We start from the raw sequence: 17,606 nt of genomic DNA, 5'->3' as shown, positions 1-17,606 counted from the left end.
CAGCGCGCGCACCTGTCCCGTGGTCGGCCGGTAGTGGTCGGTCTGGACGATGTCGCCCGTGTCGGGGCGGACGAACAATCTCTCCCACCCGGGGGAGTCGCCCGCGAGGATCCGTGCCTGTGCGGGGGAGATCACCGATCCCGCCCCGATCCAGGCGGGTGGGCCGTCGTCGCGCCCGGCGAGGACGTCGGCGGGGATCGTGACCTGCACCGTCGCGCGGATCTCGCCGAGCGTCGCCGTGGTGCCGGCCTGGTGGAGGCGGTGCCCCGTGGGTGCGGCCGAGAGGAGCAGGTCGGTGAGGATGTCGGCGCGCAGCTGCGGGAGCGTCCGCTCATCCGACAGCACCGGATCGGTGCCCGGGGCGGAAGCTTCGGGAGCGGGAGCGCCCGATCCCTGCGCCTCATCCCGCGCCCGCGCGTACGCCCGCCGGTCGCGCTTCACGGCGCGCCCCATCCCGGTCACCCGGTCGTAGACCGCGTGCACCTCGAGCGTCGTCGACCGCAGCACGAGCTCGCTCATGCCGTTCTGCAGATCATCGACCCACACGCCGCGACCCTCGCGGGCCTTCTCGTGCTTCTCCTGGGCTGACGTGGGAAGCACCTTCTCGATCAGCACCCCGAGATCGGTGCGCAGCCGCGGGGCCGTCTCGGCCTCGGCGATCTCGACCGCGTGCCCGTCGAACACCCGCCGCGCGTCGGCATCGCCCGCGAGCCGCACCCCGAGATCCACGATCACGTCGACATGGTCCTGCGAGATCCGCCCGCCCTCGAGCGCCCCGAGAGCCTCGGGAAAACCCGCCGTCAGGATCCGCGCGTTCTCGATCCGCCCCCGCGCGACCCGCGGCGACACCCGCACCAGCGCCGCGACCTCGGCCGCCATCGCCCGACGCGGGAACTCGAACTGATCCACCCGCTCGCTGCGCCGCGACTGCGCATGCGCGATATCGCCCAGCTCGGCGAGCAGCCGCGACTGGAGCGCCTTCTCGGCCCGCTCCCGCCGGATCGATCCCTCGAGCTCGCCCAGCAGATGCGCCGTGCGCGCCGCCTCGTCCGCGGTCGGAGAGACCGGGAGACGATTCGACGCTGCGGGGTTCATGACCCCATGCTATCGAACACTTCTTCGAATCTCAAGGGATCCGAAGAAGAAGATCTGACGGAAAGTCAGAACATCCGGACTACGCGGAGACGGCCGCGCGCTCGTCCTCCTCCGTCACGACGAGCTGCCCGCAGGCCCCGTCGATCTCCTTGCCGCGGGTGTCCCGGATCGTCGTCGGGATGCCTCGATCGTTGAGGATCCGCACGAACTCGCGCTGGGCGGCCGGGGTCGACGCGTCCCACACCGAGCCCGGCGTCGGGTTGAGCGGGATCGGGTTCACGTGCACCCACCCCTTGCCCCGAGCGAGGAGCTTGTCGGCGAGCATGTCGGCGCGCCACGGGTGGTCGTTCATGTCCTTGATGAGCGCGTACTCGATCGAGACGCGGCGGCCCGTCTTCTCGTAGTACCCGCGGGCGGCGTCGAGGACCTCGTCGACCTTCCAGCGGTCGTTGACGGGGATCATCTCGTCGCGCAGCTCGTCGTCGGGCGCGTGCAGCGAGAGCGCGAAGGTGACGGGCAGATCCTCGTCGGTCAGCTTGCGGATCGCCGGCGCGAGGCCGACGGTCGAGACCGTGATCCCGCGGGCCGACATGCCCAGGCCGTTCTTCTTGTCGACCATCGTGCGGACGGCCTGCATGACGCGCTTGTAGTTGGCGAGCGGCTCGCCCATGCCCATGAAGACGATGTTGCTGACGCGCTCGGCGCTGTGGTCGTCGTCGCGCTTGCCTCCCAGCTCGCCCGCCTCGATGACCTCGTTCGCGCGCACGACCTGATCCACGATCTCGGCCGCCGACATGTTGCGCGTGAGGCCGTTCTGGCCCGTCGCGCAGAACGGGCAGTTCATGCCGCAGCCCGCCTGCGACGAGACGCACAGCGTGATCCGGCCCGGGTAGCGCATGAGAACCGACTCGACGAGCGCGCCGTCGTGCAGCTTCCAGAGGAACTTGATCGTGTCGCCGCCGTCGGTCGTCAGGCGGCGCACCTCGGTGAGCAGGTCGGGGAGCATGCCCGCGACGAGCTCGGCGCGACCCTCCTTGGGGAGGTCGGTCATGCGCTCGGGGTCGCGCGTGCGGTGCTCGAAGTAGTGCTTCTCGAGCTGCTTGGCGCGGAACCCGGGCAGGCCGAGCTCCTTGACCTTGGCGACGCGCTCCTCAGGGGTCAGGTCGGCGAGGTGGACGGGCGGCTTGCCGCGCTTCGGGCTCGCGAACTGCAGCAGCGGGCGCCCCTCGGCGTCCTTGCGCTGGTTCCAGCCCTCGGTTCGGGGCTTGACCTGGCGAATGCGCGACGGATCCATACCCCCAAGGGTATCGATCGGCGGCCGGGAGAAGCCCGGATCAGGCGACGTCGCGGATCGGGCGGAGCCCGAAGAGAGCGCGCACCGAGCGCTCGGCGCCGGCGACGTCGCGCGCGGCGACCGCGGCCGCGAGATCCTCGCTGAGCGCTCGGCGCTCGTCGTCGCCCAGCGGCGGCTCGCGGAGCACGAGCGACATCAGCACGAGGTTCTCGTCGCCCAGGCCGCGCCAGCTGTCGGGGGCCGCAGCCGCGACCTCCTCCATGAAGTCGGTGAACGCGGATCCCCAGTCCTCGGCGTCGGCGAGGTCGCGGGCGGCGAGCTCGACGGGCGCGAGGCCGCGGGAGGCCTCCCCGGACCCCGGCTCGAGCGTGTAGCGCAGGTGCACGGCGGTGATCTCGCCGAGGTACGCGACGAGGCGCTGCCGCTCGGCGTCGTCGAGGTCGCGCACGCGCGTGAAGCGGCTGGCCCAGACGTCGGCGACGCCCGCGTACTCGAGGCGGTGGACGGCCTCGCGGACCGGGACGCGCGAGATGCCCCACGCGTTCGCGAGGTCCTTGTCGGCGATCGCGTCGCCGGGGCCGAGCTCGCCCGTGCGGATCATCTGCACGAGCCGCGAGAAGACCTCGTCGGAGAGGCGGGGCGGGCGGACCGGCGCGAGCAGGGCGCCGCCTGCCGAGAAGGAGTCGGTCGTAGTCATAGGTTCACATCTTTCATAACGATTCGGTGAACTTTCTGAAGGACGACTGGCGGTCTCCCTCATCGGTCACCGGCGTCGCGCGGGGCGTCTCCGCCCCGATCCGACCCGTCGACGGTACGCGGCGCGAGCCGCGGATCCCGGGGCGATGCACCCCTCCGTTCACCCCGTCGTCGCGGTCAGTCGAGATATCCGTGGGCGCGGGCGAGGCGGATCAGATGGACGCGATCGCGCGCGCCGAGGCGGTGCATCGCCGAGCGCAGCTGCGTCTTGACGGTGTTGACCGAGACGCCGAGCTCGGCCGCCAGCTCGGGGTTCGTCAGCCCCGCGCCCGCGGCGATCCGGCGCACGAGCGCCGTCTCGCGGGCGCTCAGCAGCTGCGCCGTCGGCGACGCACGCGGGAACGCGCCCGCCGCGAGCGCCGCCACGACGGGGCCCTCATCGCCCCGGACCACGCGCGCGAGGATCCCCCGCCCCGTCTCGCCGCTCAGGAGGGCGAGGGATCCCGTGACGCCGAAGCGCTCGGCGAGCGACACGGCCTCGCGCGCGTGGGCGTCGGCGGCGGCCGCGTCGCCGCGGAGCTCGGACACGAGCGCGCGCACGACGAGGAAGGAGACGACGTCGCGCGGTGCGTCGTGCCACCGCGACAGCGAGTGCGTCGCCTCGAAGTCGGCGGCGTCGAGGTCGCCCCGGTACAGCAGCGCCTCGGCGCGCGGCGCCCGCGCGAATGCGTCGTGCTCGGCGGGGACCCAGCGCTCGAGCGCCGCGAGCGCCCGGCCCGGGGCACCCGCGAGCGTCTCGAGACGCGCGACGACGAGCGCGACGAAGACGCGCGAGGCGAGCGCCGTCGCCTCCCCGCGCTCGAGACGGCGCGCGAGGAAGGCGGCAGCCGCCGCCGGATCCGCCGCCTCGTCGGTCAGGAGCGAGTGCGCGTCGAACACGAGGTCGCGGTCGAAGGTCGGCACACCGCCCGCCGACGCGAGCGCCGCACGCACCCCCTCGCCGTCGAAGTCGTCGGCGGCCCGGAGAGCACGCAGGACGCCGAGCGACGGCGCATGTCTCCCCGGCCCCGCGAGCCCGTCGGCGCGCGCCTCCCAGAGATCGCGCGCCCGGGCCCGGCCCGCGAGCGCGAACAGGATCGCGAGCGCGCCCGCCGCCGCGCCCGCCGCGTGCGGAGCCGTCGTCACGCCGGCGGAGTACGCGCGGTCGAACAGATCCGCCGCCATCCGCGGCTCGAAGGCGAAGATCGCGGCCCGCGCCCAGGACAGGAGCATCTCCGGCAGCGCGCCCGCGATGCTCGCCCGGTGCGCGTCGCCCATCTCGTCGAGCGTTCTGACGGCGTCCCGTACCGCGTCGACGGCCTCGGCCGGGTCGCCCTCCGCGACGGCCCGCTCGCACCGCTCGGTCAGCTCGCCGAGCCGCAGCAGCGTCTCCGGGTCGGCGCGCGGCACGTCCCGTGGGCGGATCCGCGCGGCCTCCGCCCAGAAGGGATCCGCGTCGCGCACCGCGCGCGGGAGCGCCCCGATCACGGCGCGCTGGAGGTCGGGGCCGAGCCCCGCCCAGGCCCGCTTCGCGCGGGCCGCCGCCTCCTCGGGCCGCCACGCCGCCAGCGCGGCGAAGACTCGACCCGCGTCTTCGCTCACAGGATCCCCGCCTCGCGCAGGGCGACGCGCAGCGCGGGCCTGCCGTGCACCGCGAACTTCCGGAACAGCGAGCGCAGGTGGACCCGCACGCCGTCGCGGCTCAGCCCCATCCGCCACGCGAGCTCGGCCTCCGGCGCGTCGTCGCGCAGGAGGAGCGCGAGGTGCCGCTCCTGATCCGTCAGCCGGACGAGCCGCGGCGGGGTCTCGGGCAGGGCGACGGATCCGTCGAGCGCGGGGGCGAGGAGGGTGCGCAGCTCGGATCCCCGCGCCGCGAGGGCGAGGAGGATCTCGAGGCCGGCGCGCGAGATGAACGTGAAGGGCGCGAGGATGCGGTTCTCGAGCGCCGCGTCGACCGCCTGGTCGGCGTCGCCGCGCGCCCCCGCAGCGTCGCCCTGGCGCACGAGCGCGAGGGCGCGCAGGGCGTGCGCCTCGACGAGCGCCCGCGGCATCACCTCGTCGGCGCCGAGCGCGCGGTCGAGCCGCTCGATCGCGCCGGCGGAGTCGCCGGCGAGCAGCCGAGCCGCGGCGTCGCGCACGAGGACGAGCGGCGTCTCGCCCTGCGGCGAGGCCACGACCTGCACCGACGCGGCGCGCGCCCCCGCGAGCTGCACGTCCTGGCGCGCCGCCGCGAGCACGAGGCGGTTGAACGGCAGCTCGGCGGGCGCGCGCCTGCCGCCGAGCGCCGCGAGCCCCGCCAGGAGGCTCGCCGCCTGCACGAAGACGCGGCGGTTCCCCGCCTCGCGCGCGAGACCGAGGGCGCGCTCCAGCTCGTGCGCCGCCGCCGTCACGTCGGCGAGGAGGAGAAACGTGATCCCGACCTGGACGAGCGCGTCGGGCAGCATCGGCAGGATCCCGGCGCGCTCGTCGGGCGCGGCCTGCTCGATCTCGCGGACGAGGCCGCGCGCCGCGATGCCCGCGGCCCCCGCGTCGCCGCGCGTGCGGCACGCGGCGAGCTGGGCGAGGACGAGCGGGATCCGATCGCGCGCGTCGAGGTCGGGCGACGGGCCCGGGCCCAGGTCGGCGAAGGCGGCGGGGGCGAGGTCGGGGCCCAGCGCCCGGCGGTCGACGAAGGCGCGGAACGCCGTCCAGCCGGGGCGCTCGGCGAGGATCCGCGCGGGGATCCCCTCGGCGACGGCGCGCAGCAGGTCGAGGTTCCCGGACGACAGCTCGGCCCACCGGGATCCGATGAGGTCGAGGGCGTCGTCCCAGCGCGACGCGGCGAGGGCCGCGAAGGCCTCCGCGCGGACGCGCTCGGCGTCGCCGTCTCGGATCTGCATCGTCGCCTCCACCTCGGGGCGCGCGCGGACGGCCCGTGCGTGGTGCGATGAGCAGGACCCCCCCGGTACCTGGTTCCGGGCGAGCATATATCACCGCCCCCGCGCGGGCTTCCAGCTTCCCGCGGCGCACCCCGGACACGGGAGACGGCGGCTCCCCGGGGAGGGGAACCGCCGTCTCGAGACCCGGGTCAGAGGGTGAAGCCGCAGAGCTCCTGCAGGCTCGCGCCCGCCGTCGTCAGGTCCTCGCCGAGGTTCTGGAGGTCGCCCGTCGCCGACTCGAGGTCGGCCATCGCCTCGGTGTCGGTCGGGTCTAGGTCGGCGAGCTGGCCGAACACGCCCGTCGCGGCGTCGAAGGCCGTGAGCACGGTGTCGAACTCGGCCTTGACCTCCTCGTTCGTGACCTGCTCGCCGACCGCCTGCATGCGCTCGTTGGCGGCGGCGAGCGGGTTCTCGCCCGAGCCGTCGAGCGCCGAGGTCATGGCCGACGACAGCTCGGAGCTGACCGACGTCGCCTCGTCCTGGATCAGGCCGCACGCCTCCTCGACGCTCTGCCCGCCCGAGCACGCCGCGAGCGCGGCGGGGACCAGGGCGAGGACTGCTGCGGCGCCGGCGATGCGGCGGATGCTGAGGGCGCTCATATGAAATTCCTATCAGACGGCGACGCTGACACGCGTGGCGATCGCGCCGAAGCGCGCCTCGAGGGCCCCGCGCAGCTCTGCCCCGCCCGCCGAGACCGCGAAGGCCCCGAGCATGTCGTCGGTGACGAGGCCGCCCATCGTGTCCCACTCGCCGCGGCGGCTCGCGGCGTGGAGCGCGTCGGCGACGCCCTCCCAGCCGTGCAGCTCGAGCACGGGGCGATAGGACGGGGTTGATCCGTAGAACGCGATCTGCGAGCGCACCTCGGCCTCGCTCGCCGGATCCCCCGGCTCGACGACGAACGGCGTGACGATGACGTCGGTCTCACCGCGGCCGCCGCGCTCCCGCCCCTCGGCGAGGGCGGGGAGGCTGACCTCGCGCAGGTACTCGGGCGTCGTGAACGCGTGGGCGATGAAGCCGTCGGCCGCCTCGCCCGCGAGGCGCGTCATCGCGGGGCCGACGGCGGCGAGCCAGACGGGCGGCGGGCCGTAGGGGATCGCGCCGGGGCTGAACATCGGCGTCATGAGCGTGTGCGTGTAGTGCTCGCCGCGCACGTTCAGCCTCTCGCCCGTGCACCACGACTCCCAGATCGCGCGGAGGGCGGCGATGAACTCGCGCATGCGCGGAGCCGGGGCGGTCCACGGCATCGAGAAGCGCTTCTCGATGTGCGGCCGGACCTGGGATCCGAGGCCCAGCGCGAAGCGGCCGCGCGCCGCGAGCTGCGCGTCGTTGGCCGCGTAGGCGACCGTCATGGGGCTGCGGGCGAAGGCGACGGCGATCGAGGTGGCGGTGTGGATCCGCTCCGTCGCGGCGCCGGCGAGGGCGCAGGCCATGAGGGGATCGTGGGCGAGCTCGGCCACCTGGATGCCGTCGAAGCCGTCGGCTTCGGCGCGGCGGGCCGTCTCGACGACGGCGGCGGGTGAGGCGTCACGGACTCCGATGTCGATGAGCATGACCCCATCATTCCCCGAAGATCGGGTTGAACGCTCCCGCCCACACCGCCGCGGCGAGCGCGACCGCGCTGATCGCCGGGCCGCACGCCGCGAGCGCCCACTCGCGCCGGCCCCACGGGCTCTCGCGCGCCCACGTGCGGCGCCGCGCGGATCCGAAGGCCTTCGCCTCCATCGCGGTCGCGAGGGCGGATCCGCGGCGGATCGCGAGCACCACGAGCGCGAACGCCATGCCGACGAAGCGGCGCACCCGGCCCTCATCGGCGACGCCGCGGGCGCGCCGGGCGGTCTCGAGCTCGCGCCAGTCGCCCACGAGGAGGCCCGCCATCCGCAGGCCGCCCAGCGCGCCGAGGACGAAGCGGGCCGGCAGCCGCGCGCGCTGGGCGAGGCCGTCGGCGAGGTCGGTCGGGTCGACGCCGATGAAGAGAACGACCCCCGGCAGCGCGATCGCGAGCATGCGCAGCACCGTCGCGGCCGCGAGCAAGAGGGATCCGTCGCTCACGCGCACGAGCAGCCACTCGACGTGGACCGTGCCCGACGTCTGCCCGTAGAGAGCGATCGTGATGCCGCCGAGCGGGGCCGCGATCCAGATCGGCGAGGTGCGCAGCCAGAAGGTGCGCCACGGGATCCGGCACGCGAGGATCAGCGGGACCTCGAGCGCGAGGGCGACGATCCCCGACACGACGTCGAGCGAGGCGATCAGCGGAAGCGCGAGGAGCAGGGCGCAGGCGAGGCGGGCGAGCGGGTTGACGCGCGCGAGCGGGCCGCGCAGCCGCACGGCGGGCAGGATGTCGGCGCTCACAGCGCGACCTCCCGCGCCCCGACCGCCGCGAGGAGCGGCCTGTCGTGCGTGATCGCGACGACCGCGACCGGATCCTCCCCCGTGACGAGGCCGCGGATGATCCCGACCATCTCGCGCCAGGTCTCGGGATCCTGCCCGAAGGTCGGCTCGTCGAGGACGCAGACGCGCGGGCGGGTCGCGAGCATCGCCGCGACCGTGAGCCGCCGCTTCTCGCCGCCCGAGAGCGTGTGGGGGTTGGCCGCCTGGAGGTGCGCGAGGTGCAGCCGCTCGAGCAGCTCGTCGCCGCGGGCGCGGATCTCGTCCTCGGGCAGCCGGAGGGCGCGCGGGCCGACTTCGAGCTCGGCCCGCACCGTGCGGGCGAGGAGCTGGTGATCCGGCGACTGCAGGACCGTGCCGATGCGGGTGAGGAGCTGGCGCGACGACCACCCGGCGGGATCCGGTTTCGCGCCGTCGCGCAGCGCGTCGGACGCCGCGACCTCGCCCGCCACGCTCGGGAGCAGCCCCGCGAGGGTGCGCCCGAGCGTCGACTTCCCTGCACCGTTGCGCCCCGTGACCCCGAGCACCGCGCCCGCGCGGACGTCGAGGTCGATCGGCCCGGCGACGGCGACCCCGCGGCGGCCCACGACGAGCGCACGCGCCGTGAGCAGCGGCTCCCCGCCGCACGAGTACGGCGGATCCGCGGCGGAAGGCCCCGACACGCCGGAATCCGGGCCCCCGGCGGCGGGTTCCGCCGTCGTCCTGCGGGCGGCCGGGCCGAGCCGGATCCGCCGCGTCGCGACGCCGCGCCACACGTCGCCGTGCTCGACGACGATGAGGGTCGCGCCCGTCGCGTCGAGCACCCGCGCGACCGACGCGACGACCTCCTCGGTCCCCGCGGGGTCGAGGTTCGCGGTCGGCTCGTCGAGCAGCAGCAGGCCCGGCCGCATCGCGAGCGCGCCGGCGAGGGCGAGCCGCTGCTTCTGCCCGCCGGACAGCGCGCTCGTCGAGTGGTCGAGCGGCAGGTCGAGCCCCACGAGGTCGAGCGCCTCGCGCACGCGCGGCCAGATCTCGTCCCGAGGGACGCCGAGGTTCTCGCAACCGAAGGCGACGTCGTCGCCGATCCGAGCCATGACGGCCTGCGTGTCGGGATCCTGCAGCACGAGCCCCGTCGCGCCGCGCGCGGCGAGGGGGGCGGATCCGTCGATCTCGAGGGATCCCTCCTGCTCGCCCTCGTCGTCGGATCCGAGGACCCCCGCGAGGGCGTGGAGCAGCGTCGACTTGCCGGACCCCGACAGCCCCGTGAGCTGCACGCGCTCGCCCGGCGCGACGGCGAGGTCGACGCCGCGTGCCGCCCACGCGAGGCGGGTCGCGTAGCGCCAGCCCCAGCCGCGCGCCTCGACGCGCGCGCTCACACGCGGCGGTTCGCGGCGCGGCCAGCGGCGAAGCGGCTGAGCGCGCCCGTCGCCGCGAGGCCCCGCACGATCGCCCAGCCGCCGAGGCCCGCGATCACGGCGCCCGAGATCGTCGTCGAGGCGATGTAGATCGTCGTGAACGCCGCGTCGGCGCCCTGGTACCAGTTGATGCGGTCGTTGATGCCGCCCGCGAGCCCCGCGCCCGCGCCCGCGAGCATCGCGACGACCCAGCCGAAGCGCCGGTAGAGGAAGATCGCGAGCACGATCTCGACGCCGATCCCCTGGGCGAGGCCCGACACGATCGTCAGAGGACCCCACTGGTTGCCGACGAGGGCCGAGATCACGGCCGCGACGGTCTCGGTGTAGAGCGCGGCGCCCGGCTTGCGGACGATGAGCCCGCCGAGCACTCCCGCGATGAGCCACGGGCCGGCCAGCAGGCCGCCGACGCCCGGGAGCAGCGCCCCGAGCAGGTCGCTCGGCACCTGGTAGGCGACGTTCCAGACCAGGAATATCACCGAGCTCGCGACGGCGACGACGCTCGCGATGACGATGTCGACCACGCGCCAGCGGGCTCGGATCGCGAAGGGCGCGCTCTCGGCGCGCACGGATGCAGACATGCTTCTTCTCCTCTTCCTGCGCCGGCATGATCCGGATCAGGTTCGACGGTCGGCGCGCGGCTCGCGCCCTCTCAGCCCGGCTTTCTCGGACTCCCGTGGTGGGTAGGACCGATCCTAGGCCGGTCGTCACCGGATCGTGAAACTGTTCTGCGCGGATCCGCGGGGTCGACCAGGTAGGTTTTCCGCGTGAGCACTGACGAGGGGACCGAGGTGCCGGCCGGCGAGGAGCGCGAGCCGGAGAAGCCTGTGCCGACCGAGCCCGTGCCCACGATCACGGGGATCTTCGCGTCGATCCCCGACGACGAGGATCCGGCGCCCGCGGCCGAGCCCTTCGTCGACGGACCCCAGCCGCAGACCGATTCGGTGCGGCTCTTCGCCGAGATGTTCGCGGGATTCCGCCGCCGCACGAGCACGAGCCACGAGGAGCTCCAGCAGAAGCTCGGCGCGGCGACGGCCGGCGACGCCGAGGCGGCCGCGCCCGACGCGCCCCCGGCGGCCCCGACGCCCGTCGCCGAGGCCGGTGCAGAGGCCGAGACCGCCCCCGACCCCGAGGCGGATCCGTCCCCCGAGCCCGCCGACCCCGAGCCCGCTCCCGCGGCGGATCCCGCCCCCACCCCGCCGGCCGATGCGGCCCCCGATGACGCCGAGGACCCCACGCCCGTGAGCGACCCGAACCACCCCACCGTCCGCACGCACTACGTCCCGAAGGACGGCGCGAACGAGACGGAGCGGGCACTCGCCTGGCTGACCGCCGAGAACGTGGGCACGGGCCAGACCCCCATCGTGGGCTACGCACAGGATCTCGTCCCGCGCCGCCGGCGCCGCTGGGTCGGAGCCGTCTTCGCCCCGATCATCACCGCGATCGTCCTCGCGGTCGCGTACGTCGTGACCTTCGCCGTGTTCCCGCTCGACAACGTGCAGGCGACCGTCACGGCGGCGCAGCTCGACGCCCCCGCCGGCGCGGCGCTCGACCTGCCGTGGCCGCAGGACGGCGAGGCGGCCGTCGCGGTCGAGGGCATCGACGGAACCCTCACGTCGAGCGACGACCAGACGCCCCTCCCCATGGCGAGCCTCACGAAGCTCATCACGGTGCAGGTGTTCCTCGAGCGCCAGCCGCTCGCGGTCGGCGAGGACGGCCCGTCGTACGACTTCGGCTACCTCGACCAGAACGAGGCCGACGCGCTGCGCTGGGCCGGCGAGACCTACCTCGACGTCCCCGTCGGCGGGCAGCTCACCTACCGCGAGATGCTCGACGGGATCCTCCTCGCGTCGGCGGGCAACTACATCAACAAGCTCATCGACGAGCTCTGGGACGACGACCGCGACGCGTACGTGACGTCGGCGCTCACCTGGATCTCGGCGCACGGCCTCACCGACACCGTCGTCGTCGACGGAACGGGGATCAGCGCGTCGAACCAGTCGACGCCGAGCGACATGATCGAGGTCGCGAAGCTCGCGATGGCGGATCCCGTGCTCGCCGAGATCGTCGGCACGCAGGAGGTCGAGATCCCGGGCAACGACGAGCCCATCGAGAACTCGAACCCCCTGCTGGGCGAGGACGGCATCGTCGGCCTCAAGACGGGGACGCTGGACACCTACTGGAACGTCGACTACAACCTGTCGGTCGCGAGGGACGTCGACACCGGCACGGGCGAGCCGACGCGCGTCTACGCCGTCGTCATGGGGCAGCCCGACGCCGAGTCGCGCGAGACCGTGTCGCGCGACCTGCTCGACTCCCTGACCGAGGCTCTGCAGCCCGTCGAGGCGCTCGCAGACGGGACCGTCGTCGCGACCGCGACCACCGAGTGGGGCGGGAGCGCGAGCGTCGTGAACGACGGATCCGTGTCGCTGCCCCTGTGGGACGGCGAGCAGGCGACGATCGACCCCGACTACGACGTCGAGGTCGGCGACGGCGACGGCTTCTCGGTCGGCACCGCGACGGTCTCGTCGTCGGAGGGCGAGGAGTCGGTCGACCTGAAGCTCGACGGCGACCTGCCGCGGCCCACGCTCGAGTGGCGCCTCACGCACCCGCTCGAGCTGCTCGGCGTCGGGGGATCCTCGGGAAGCTGAGCCCGGGGCTCAGGCGCGCGTCGCCCAGTCGCTGACGGCGTCGACGAAGGCGCTGTTGTGCTCCTCCTCGATGACCGTGTAGCGCACGCCCGCGCCCGGGTACGCGCGGATCACGATGCCCGCGGCCTCGAGCACGTGCGCGCGCAGCTCGGCGGCCCGCTCGCCGACGGGCAGCCACACGAAGTTGCCGTCGGAGTGCGGGATCTCGATGTGCGGGCGGCCGTCGATCTCCGCCTTCTCCATGCGGTCGCGCAGCGTGCGCTCGATCCGCTGACGCTCGGCCTTCGTCCACTCGACGCGGTCCTCGATCTGCTCGAGGCCCTTCTCCGAGAAGACGTGGGCCGTCGCCGCGACGGCGAGGCGGTCGACCCCGTTCTGGGTGCGCAGGCGCGCGAGCGCCGAGATCGTCCCCGCCGAGGCGAGGGCGTATCCGACGCGCAGGCTCGCGAGGGCCACGGCCTTCGAGAGGGTGCGGAGGATCACGACGTTGTCCGGCAGCTCGGGGTCGCCGTCGCCGAAGAGGTCGGCGCCGAAGCGGGCGCGGGGGCTCGACGCGAACTCGCTGTACGCCTCGTCGAGCGCGAGGACGACGTGCGGCGGCATCTCGGCGACGAGGCGGTCGAACTGCTCGCGCGTCAGGGCGCGGCCCGACGGGTTGTTGGGGCTCGCGACGAGGACGACCCGCGTGCGATCCGTGATCGTGCCGAGGAGGGCGTCGACGTCGTGCCCGCCGTCCGGGGCGGTCGGCACCGTCACGGGCACCGCCGCCGCGGCGTGGCACGCCTGCAGGTAGCCCTCGAAGGTCAGCCAGCTGAACAGCACCTCGTCGCCCGGCTCGCACACCGCCGCGACGAGGGCGCGGATGAGGTCCATGGATCCGGATCCGAGGAGGACCTCGTCGGGCTCGCGTCGGTGCGCGCGCGCGATCGCGCCGAGCGCCTCCTCGAGCGGAGCGCCGTACTCGTTGAGGTGCGGGATCTCGGCCGCGATCGCCTCGGCGAGGCCGTCGAGCGGCGGGAAGTGCGGCTCGTTGAAGCAGGCTCGGACGGCGCCCTCCGGGAAGTCGGCCCTCGCGAATGCGGGGATCCTGTCGTGGGCCTCTCGGAACGCGATCGTCATGGATCCATTGTCGCGCCGTCATACGTCGGTCTGATCTCGCGCCGATCCGCTTTCGCATGTCGGAGGTCCGTGCTTTGCTCTCTTCCGTGCTCTGGAAGATCCTCACCCGCTACCTGGCGCGGTACCGCTGGCTGCTCGTCGGCGTCCTCGTGTTCCAGCTCGCGTCCGCGCTCGCGGCGCTGTATCTGCCCACCCTCAACGCCGAGATCATCGACCAGGGCGTCTCGGTCGGCGACATCGGCTACATCGTGCGCACGGGCGGCGTCATGCTGCTCGTCGCGCTCGGCCAGATCGTCGCCGCGATCGTCGCGACCTTCTGCGCCGCCCGCGCCGCCATGAGCCTCGGGCGCGACCTGCGCCGCGACATCTTCACGCGCGTCTCGGGCTTCTCCGAGCGCGAGGTCTCGTCGTTCGGCGCGGGATCCCTCATCACCCGCAACACGAACGACGTGCAGCAGGTGCAGATGCTCGCGATGATGAGCGCGACGATGCTCGTCATGGCGCCCATGATGGCGATCGGCGGCATCATCATGGCGCTGCGCCAGGACATCGGGCTCAGCTGGATCCTGGCGGTGTCGATCCCCGTCCTGCTGATCGTCGCCGCGCTCGTGATCGTGCGCATGGTGCCGCTCTTCCGGCGCTACCAGACCCGGCTCGACGCCGTGAACCGCGTCATGCGCGAACAGCTCTCGGGCGTGCGCGTCGTGCGCGCGTTCGTCCGCGAGCCGATCGAGGAGGAGCGCTTCCGCTCCGCCAACACCGACATCATGCAGGTCGGCCGCAACGTCGGCTCGATGTTCGTGCTGCTGTTCCCGCTCGTCATGCTCGTGCTCAACGTCACGATCGTCGCCGTCGTGTGGTTCGGCGGCATCGCGGTCAACGCCGGCGACACCCAGATCGGCACGATCTTCGCCTTCATGCAGTACGTCGGCCAGATCCTCGGCGGCGTGATGATGGCGAGCTTCATGGCGATCATGATCCCGCGCGCCGCCGTGTCGGCCGGCCGCATCGGCGAGGTCCTCGACACCGACTCGTCGCTCGCCCGCGCCGCGTCGCCCGTCGTCGACATGCCCCGCCGCGGCGAGGTCGTCTTCGACGACGCCGAGTTCACCTACCCGGGCGCCGAGCAGCCCGTGCTCTCGGGCATCACGCTGCGCGCCGATCCGGGCGAGACCGTCGCGATCATCGGGTCGACGGGCTCGGGCAAGACGACGCTCGTCTCGCTCATCCCCCGCCTGTTCGACGTCACGGGCGGATCCGTCCGTGTCCAGGGCGTCGACGTGCGCGAGGCCGACCTCGACGAGCTGTGGCGCGGCATCGGGCTCGTCCCGCAGCGCCCCTTCCTCTTCTCGGGGACGATCGCGTCGAACCTCCGCTTCGGGCGGGAGGACGCGACCGACGACGAGCTGTGGCGCGCGCTCGAGATCGCGCAGGCCGCCGACTTCGTGCGCGACAAGCCCGAGGGCCTCGACTCGCGGATCTCGCAGGGCGGCACCAACGTGTCGGGCGGCCAGCGCCAGCGCCTCGCGATCGCGCGGGCGATCGTGCACCAGCCCGACGTCCTCGTGTTCGACGACTCGTTCTCGGCCCTCGACCTCACGACCGACGCCCGGCTGCGCCAGGCGCTGTGGCGCGAGCTCCCCGAGGTCACGAAGATCGTCGTCGCGCAGCGCGTGTCGACGATCACCGACGCCGACCGGATCCTCGTCCTCGACGACGGCCGCCCCGCCGGCATCGGCACCCACGACGAACTCCTCGCGACGAGCGAGACGTACCGCGAGATCGTCGAGTCGCAGCTCGGCGCGGAGGAGGCGCGATGAGCGACCAGCAGAACGCGTCCCTCGGTCTCAGCGAGGAGGAGCTCGAGGCGCAGAACGCCATGCGCGAGGCCGGGGCGGTCGAGCCCGGCTCCATGGGGGGCAAGGCGCAGAACTTCTGGCCCAGCTTCGGCCGCTTCCTCGGCCTCCTGCGGCCGTACGCGTGGGCTTTCGCCCTCGCCACGGTGCTCGGCGCCATCGGCGTCGTGCTGTCGGTCATCGGCCCGAAGATCCTCGGCGAGGCGACGAACGTCGTCTTCGAGGGCTTCGTCTCGCTGGCGCTCACGGGCCAGTTCGAGGGCATGAGCCAGGATCAGGTCGTCGAGGCCATGCGGGCCGCGGGCCAGGACGACTTCGCGAACATGGTCGCCGCGATGCAGAACTTCGCCCCGGGCACGGGCGTCGACTTCACCGCTCTCCGCGGCGTCGTCATCTGGGCGATCGCGGTCTACGTCACGAGCGCGGTCCTGCAGTGGGTGCAGGGGTACATCGTCAACGTCGTCATGGTCAAGACCATGTGGCGCCTGCGCGAGCAGATCGAGGCGAAGATCAACCGCCTGCCCCTCGCCTACTTCGACAAGGTGCAGCGCGGCGAGCTGATCAGCCGCGTCACCAACGACGTCGACAACATGACGCAGACGCTGCAGCAGTCGCTGTCGGGGGCGATCACGTCGCTCCTGACGCTCATCGGCGTCGTCATCATGATGTTCTCGATCTCGTGGCTGCTCGCGCTCGTCGCGCTCGTGTCGCTGCCGCTCATCGGCATCATCATGGGCGTCATCGGGCCCCGCTCGCAGAAGGCCTTCCAGACGCAGTGGCGCAAGGTCGGCCGGCTCAACTCGCGCGTCGAGGAGTCCTTCTCCGGCCACGCCCTCGTCAAGGTCTTCGGCCGCGAGAAGTCGATGTCCGACGCCTTCCAGGCCGAGAACGAGGAGCTGTACCAGGCGTCGTTCAAGGCGCAGTTCCTGTCGGGCGTCATGATGCCGTCGATGCAGTTCGTCGGCTACCTCGTCTACGCGGGCATCGCGGTCCTCGGCGGGGTCATGGTCGCGAGCGGGCAGATCCGCATCGGCGACGTGCAGGCGTTCGTGCAGTACTCGCAGCAGTTCACGCAGCCCCTCACCGAGCTCGGCGGCATGCTGCCCGTCGTGCAGTCGGGCACGGCATCGGCCGAGCGCGTGTTCGACCTCCTCGACCAGGACGAGCAGGATCCCGACGCCGACGACGCCCCGACGGCGCCCGACGGCGGCCGCGGCGTCATCGAGTTCCGCGACGTGTCGTTCTCGTACCGCGACGACCAGCCGCTCATCCAGAACCTGTCGTTCCGCGTCGAGCCGGGCCACACCGTCGCGATCGTCGGCCCGACCGGCGCGGGAAAGACGACGCTCGTCAACCTCCTCATGCGGTTCTACGAGCTCGACGGCGGCGCGATCCTCCTCGACGGCCAGCCCGTCGCCGACATGACCCGCGCCGACCTGCGCTCGCGCACCGGCATGGTCCTGCAGGATCCGTGGCTCTTCGCGGGGACGATCCGCGAGAACATCCGCTACGGCAACGAGTCGGCGACCGACGAGGACGTCCTGGCGGCGGCCGAGGCGACGTACGTCGACCGGTTCGTGCACTCGCTCCCCGACGGCTACGACACCGTCCTCGAGGAGGACGCGGCGAACGTGTCGGCCGGCGAGCGGCAGCTCATCACGATCGCCCGCGCGTTCGTGCGCCGCCCGCAGGTCCTGATCCTCGACGAGGCGACGAGCTCGGTCGACACCCGCACCGAGCTGCTGCTGCAGAAAGCGATGAACGCGCTCCGCCAGGGGCGCACGTCGTTCGTCATCGCGCACCGGCTGTCGACGATCCGCGACGCCGACCTCATCCTCGTCATGGAGCAGGGGTCGATCGTCGAGCAGGGCAGCCACGACGAGCTCATCGCCCGCGAGGGCGCGTACTGGCGGCTCTACCGCAGCCAGTTCGAGCACGTGTCCGACCCCGACGACGAGCCGCCCGTCACGGGAGCGATCCCGACCGTCGCATAGCGCGCGGGGGCGCTGCGCGGGCGCCGCCGGATCGGCTCCGGCGACCCGGCCGGTGCTCAGACTCTGACGAAGCGCCGAGACTCTGACGATCCGGCCGGAACCGGCGGGAGCCGACGCATCGTCAGAGACTCGGAGGCGGCGCGCTGCACGATGAGGCCCCGCCGTCGC

Annotated in this window: 14 protein-coding genes and 1 riboswitch; of the genes, 3 read left to right on the top strand and 11 right to left on the bottom strand. The window is 73.3% G+C overall.

Annotation, left to right across the window (positions count from 1 at the left end):
- The 10 genes from H576_RS14770 to H576_RS17130 all read right to left on the bottom strand — a co-directional run.
- Positions 1-1,095, bottom strand: a 1,095-nt coding sequence (locus H576_RS14770) for a DUF222 domain-containing protein (RefSeq protein ID WP_051172346.1), incomplete at its 3' end; no start/stop codon positions are given.
- A 79-nt stretch (positions 1,096-1,174) separates the two neighbouring features.
- The gene (gene rlmN / locus H576_RS0107170; protein ID WP_029150370.1) at positions 1,175-2,389 is read right to left on the bottom strand and encodes a dual-specificity RNA methyltransferase RlmN; all 1,215 of its coding nucleotides are present in this window, start codon (positions 2,387-2,389) and stop codon (positions 1,175-1,177) included.
- A 40-nt stretch (positions 2,390-2,429) separates the two neighbouring features.
- On the bottom strand, positions 2,430-3,086 hold the full coding sequence (locus H576_RS16115; protein ID WP_051172345.1) for a GntR family transcriptional regulator: 657 nt from the start codon (positions 3,084-3,086) through the stop codon (positions 2,430-2,432).
- A gap of 176 nt (positions 3,087-3,262) precedes the next feature.
- Positions 3,263-4,726 (bottom strand): helix-turn-helix domain-containing protein, encoded by a 1,464-nt coding sequence (locus tag H576_RS16110; RefSeq protein WP_029150369.1) that lies wholly within the window; start codon positions 4,724-4,726, stop codon positions 3,263-3,265.
- On the bottom strand, positions 4,723-6,003 hold the full coding sequence (locus tag H576_RS0107155; RefSeq protein WP_156888167.1) for a helix-turn-helix transcriptional regulator: 1,281 nt from the start codon (positions 6,001-6,003) through the stop codon (positions 4,723-4,725). The genes H576_RS16110 and H576_RS0107155 overlap by 4 nt, the downstream gene beginning before the upstream one ends.
- 188 nt (positions 6,004-6,191) lie before the next feature.
- Positions 6,192-6,641, bottom strand: a complete 450-nt coding sequence (locus H576_RS0107150; RefSeq protein WP_029150367.1) for a hypothetical protein — start codon at positions 6,639-6,641, stop codon at positions 6,192-6,194.
- A gap of 12 nt (positions 6,642-6,653) precedes the next feature.
- On the bottom strand, positions 6,654-7,592 hold the full coding sequence (locus tag H576_RS14755; RefSeq protein ID WP_051172343.1) for a TIGR03617 family F420-dependent LLM class oxidoreductase: 939 nt from the start codon (positions 7,590-7,592) through the stop codon (positions 6,654-6,656).
- Positions 7,593-7,599: 7 nt separating this feature from the next.
- A complete protein-coding gene (locus H576_RS0107140) occupies positions 7,600-8,391 on the bottom strand; it encodes an energy-coupling factor transporter transmembrane component T family protein (protein ID WP_211215781.1) in 792 nt (263 codons plus the stop codon).
- Positions 8,388-9,782 carry an ABC transporter ATP-binding protein gene (locus H576_RS0107135; protein WP_029150365.1) on the bottom strand — a complete coding sequence of 465 codons (1,395 nt, stop codon included), beginning with the start codon at positions 9,780-9,782 and terminating at the stop codon, positions 8,388-8,390. Before H576_RS0107135 ends, H576_RS0107140 begins: the two co-directional genes overlap by 4 nt.
- Positions 9,779-10,399, bottom strand: coding sequence for an ECF transporter S component (locus H576_RS17130; protein ID WP_029150364.1), 621 nt, complete (start codon positions 10,397-10,399; stop codon positions 9,779-9,781). The genes H576_RS0107135 and H576_RS17130 overlap by 4 nt, the downstream gene beginning before the upstream one ends.
- A riboswitch (TPP riboswitch) is annotated at positions 10,394-10,506 on the bottom strand. It overlaps the preceding gene by 6 nt.
- Positions 10,507-10,585: 79 nt before the next feature.
- Between H576_RS17130 and H576_RS14750 the strand changes: the two genes are divergently transcribed.
- A complete protein-coding gene (locus H576_RS14750; RefSeq protein WP_051172341.1) occupies positions 10,586-12,469 on the top strand; it encodes a D-alanyl-D-alanine carboxypeptidase family protein in 1,884 nt (627 codons plus the stop codon).
- A 9-nt stretch (positions 12,470-12,478) separates the two neighbouring features.
- On the opposite strand, the gene H576_RS14745 is transcribed toward H576_RS14750, so the two are convergent.
- Positions 12,479-13,588, bottom strand: coding sequence for an aminotransferase class I/II-fold pyridoxal phosphate-dependent enzyme (locus H576_RS14745; protein WP_051172339.1), 1,110 nt, complete (start codon positions 13,586-13,588; stop codon positions 12,479-12,481).
- An 86-nt stretch (positions 13,589-13,674) separates the two neighbouring features.
- Between H576_RS14745 and H576_RS0107115 the strand changes: the two genes are divergently transcribed.
- Positions 13,675-15,408 (top strand): ABC transporter ATP-binding protein, encoded by a 1,734-nt coding sequence (locus H576_RS0107115; RefSeq protein WP_029150363.1) that lies wholly within the window; start codon positions 13,675-13,677, stop codon positions 15,406-15,408.
- Positions 15,405-17,438, top strand: coding sequence for an ABC transporter ATP-binding protein (locus H576_RS0107110; protein ID WP_029150362.1), 2,034 nt, complete (start codon positions 15,405-15,407; stop codon positions 17,436-17,438). Before H576_RS0107115 ends, H576_RS0107110 begins: the two co-directional genes overlap by 4 nt.
- The last annotated feature ends 168 nt before the right edge of the window (positions 17,439-17,606 follow it).

It is taken from the genome of Microbacterium indicum DSM 19969, assembly GCF_000422385.1.
GTDB classification, from domain to species: Bacteria; Actinomycetota; Actinomycetes; order Actinomycetales; family Microbacteriaceae; genus Microbacterium; species Microbacterium indicum.
The sequence above is the reverse complement of the archived record's forward strand: the minus strand, read 5'-3'. Positions and strand labels throughout refer to the sequence as shown.

What these genes read in the sequence shown, in the direction of transcription:
- H576_RS0107150 (WP_029150367.1), bottom strand. Translation starts at nt 6,641, where the DNA reads ATGAGCGCCCTCAGCATCCGCCGCATCGCCGGCGCCGCAGCAGTCCTC.
- H576_RS0107155 (WP_156888167.1), bottom strand. Translation starts at nt 6,003, where the DNA reads ATGCAGATCCGAGACGGCGACGCCGAGCGCGTCCGCGCGGAGGCCTTC.
- H576_RS14755 (WP_051172343.1), bottom strand. Translation starts at nt 7,592, where the DNA reads ATGCTCATCGACATCGGAGTCCGTGACGCCTCACCCGCCGCCGTCGTC.
- H576_RS17130 (WP_029150364.1), bottom strand. Translation starts at nt 10,399, where the DNA reads ATGTCTGCATCCGTGCGCGCCGAGAGCGCGCCCTTCGCGATCCGAGCC.
- rlmN (WP_029150370.1), bottom strand. Translation starts at nt 2,389, where the DNA reads ATGGATCCGTCGCGCATTCGCCAGGTCAAGCCCCGAACCGAGGGCTGG.
- H576_RS0107110 (WP_029150362.1), top strand. Translation starts at nt 15,405, where the DNA reads ATGAGCGACCAGCAGAACGCGTCCCTCGGTCTCAGCGAGGAGGAGCTC.
- H576_RS16115 (WP_051172345.1), bottom strand. Translation starts at nt 3,086, where the DNA reads ATGACTACGACCGACTCCTTCTCGGCAGGCGGCGCCCTGCTCGCGCCG.
- H576_RS14745 (WP_051172339.1), bottom strand. Translation starts at nt 13,588, where the DNA reads ATGACGATCGCGTTCCGAGAGGCCCACGACAGGATCCCCGCATTCGCG.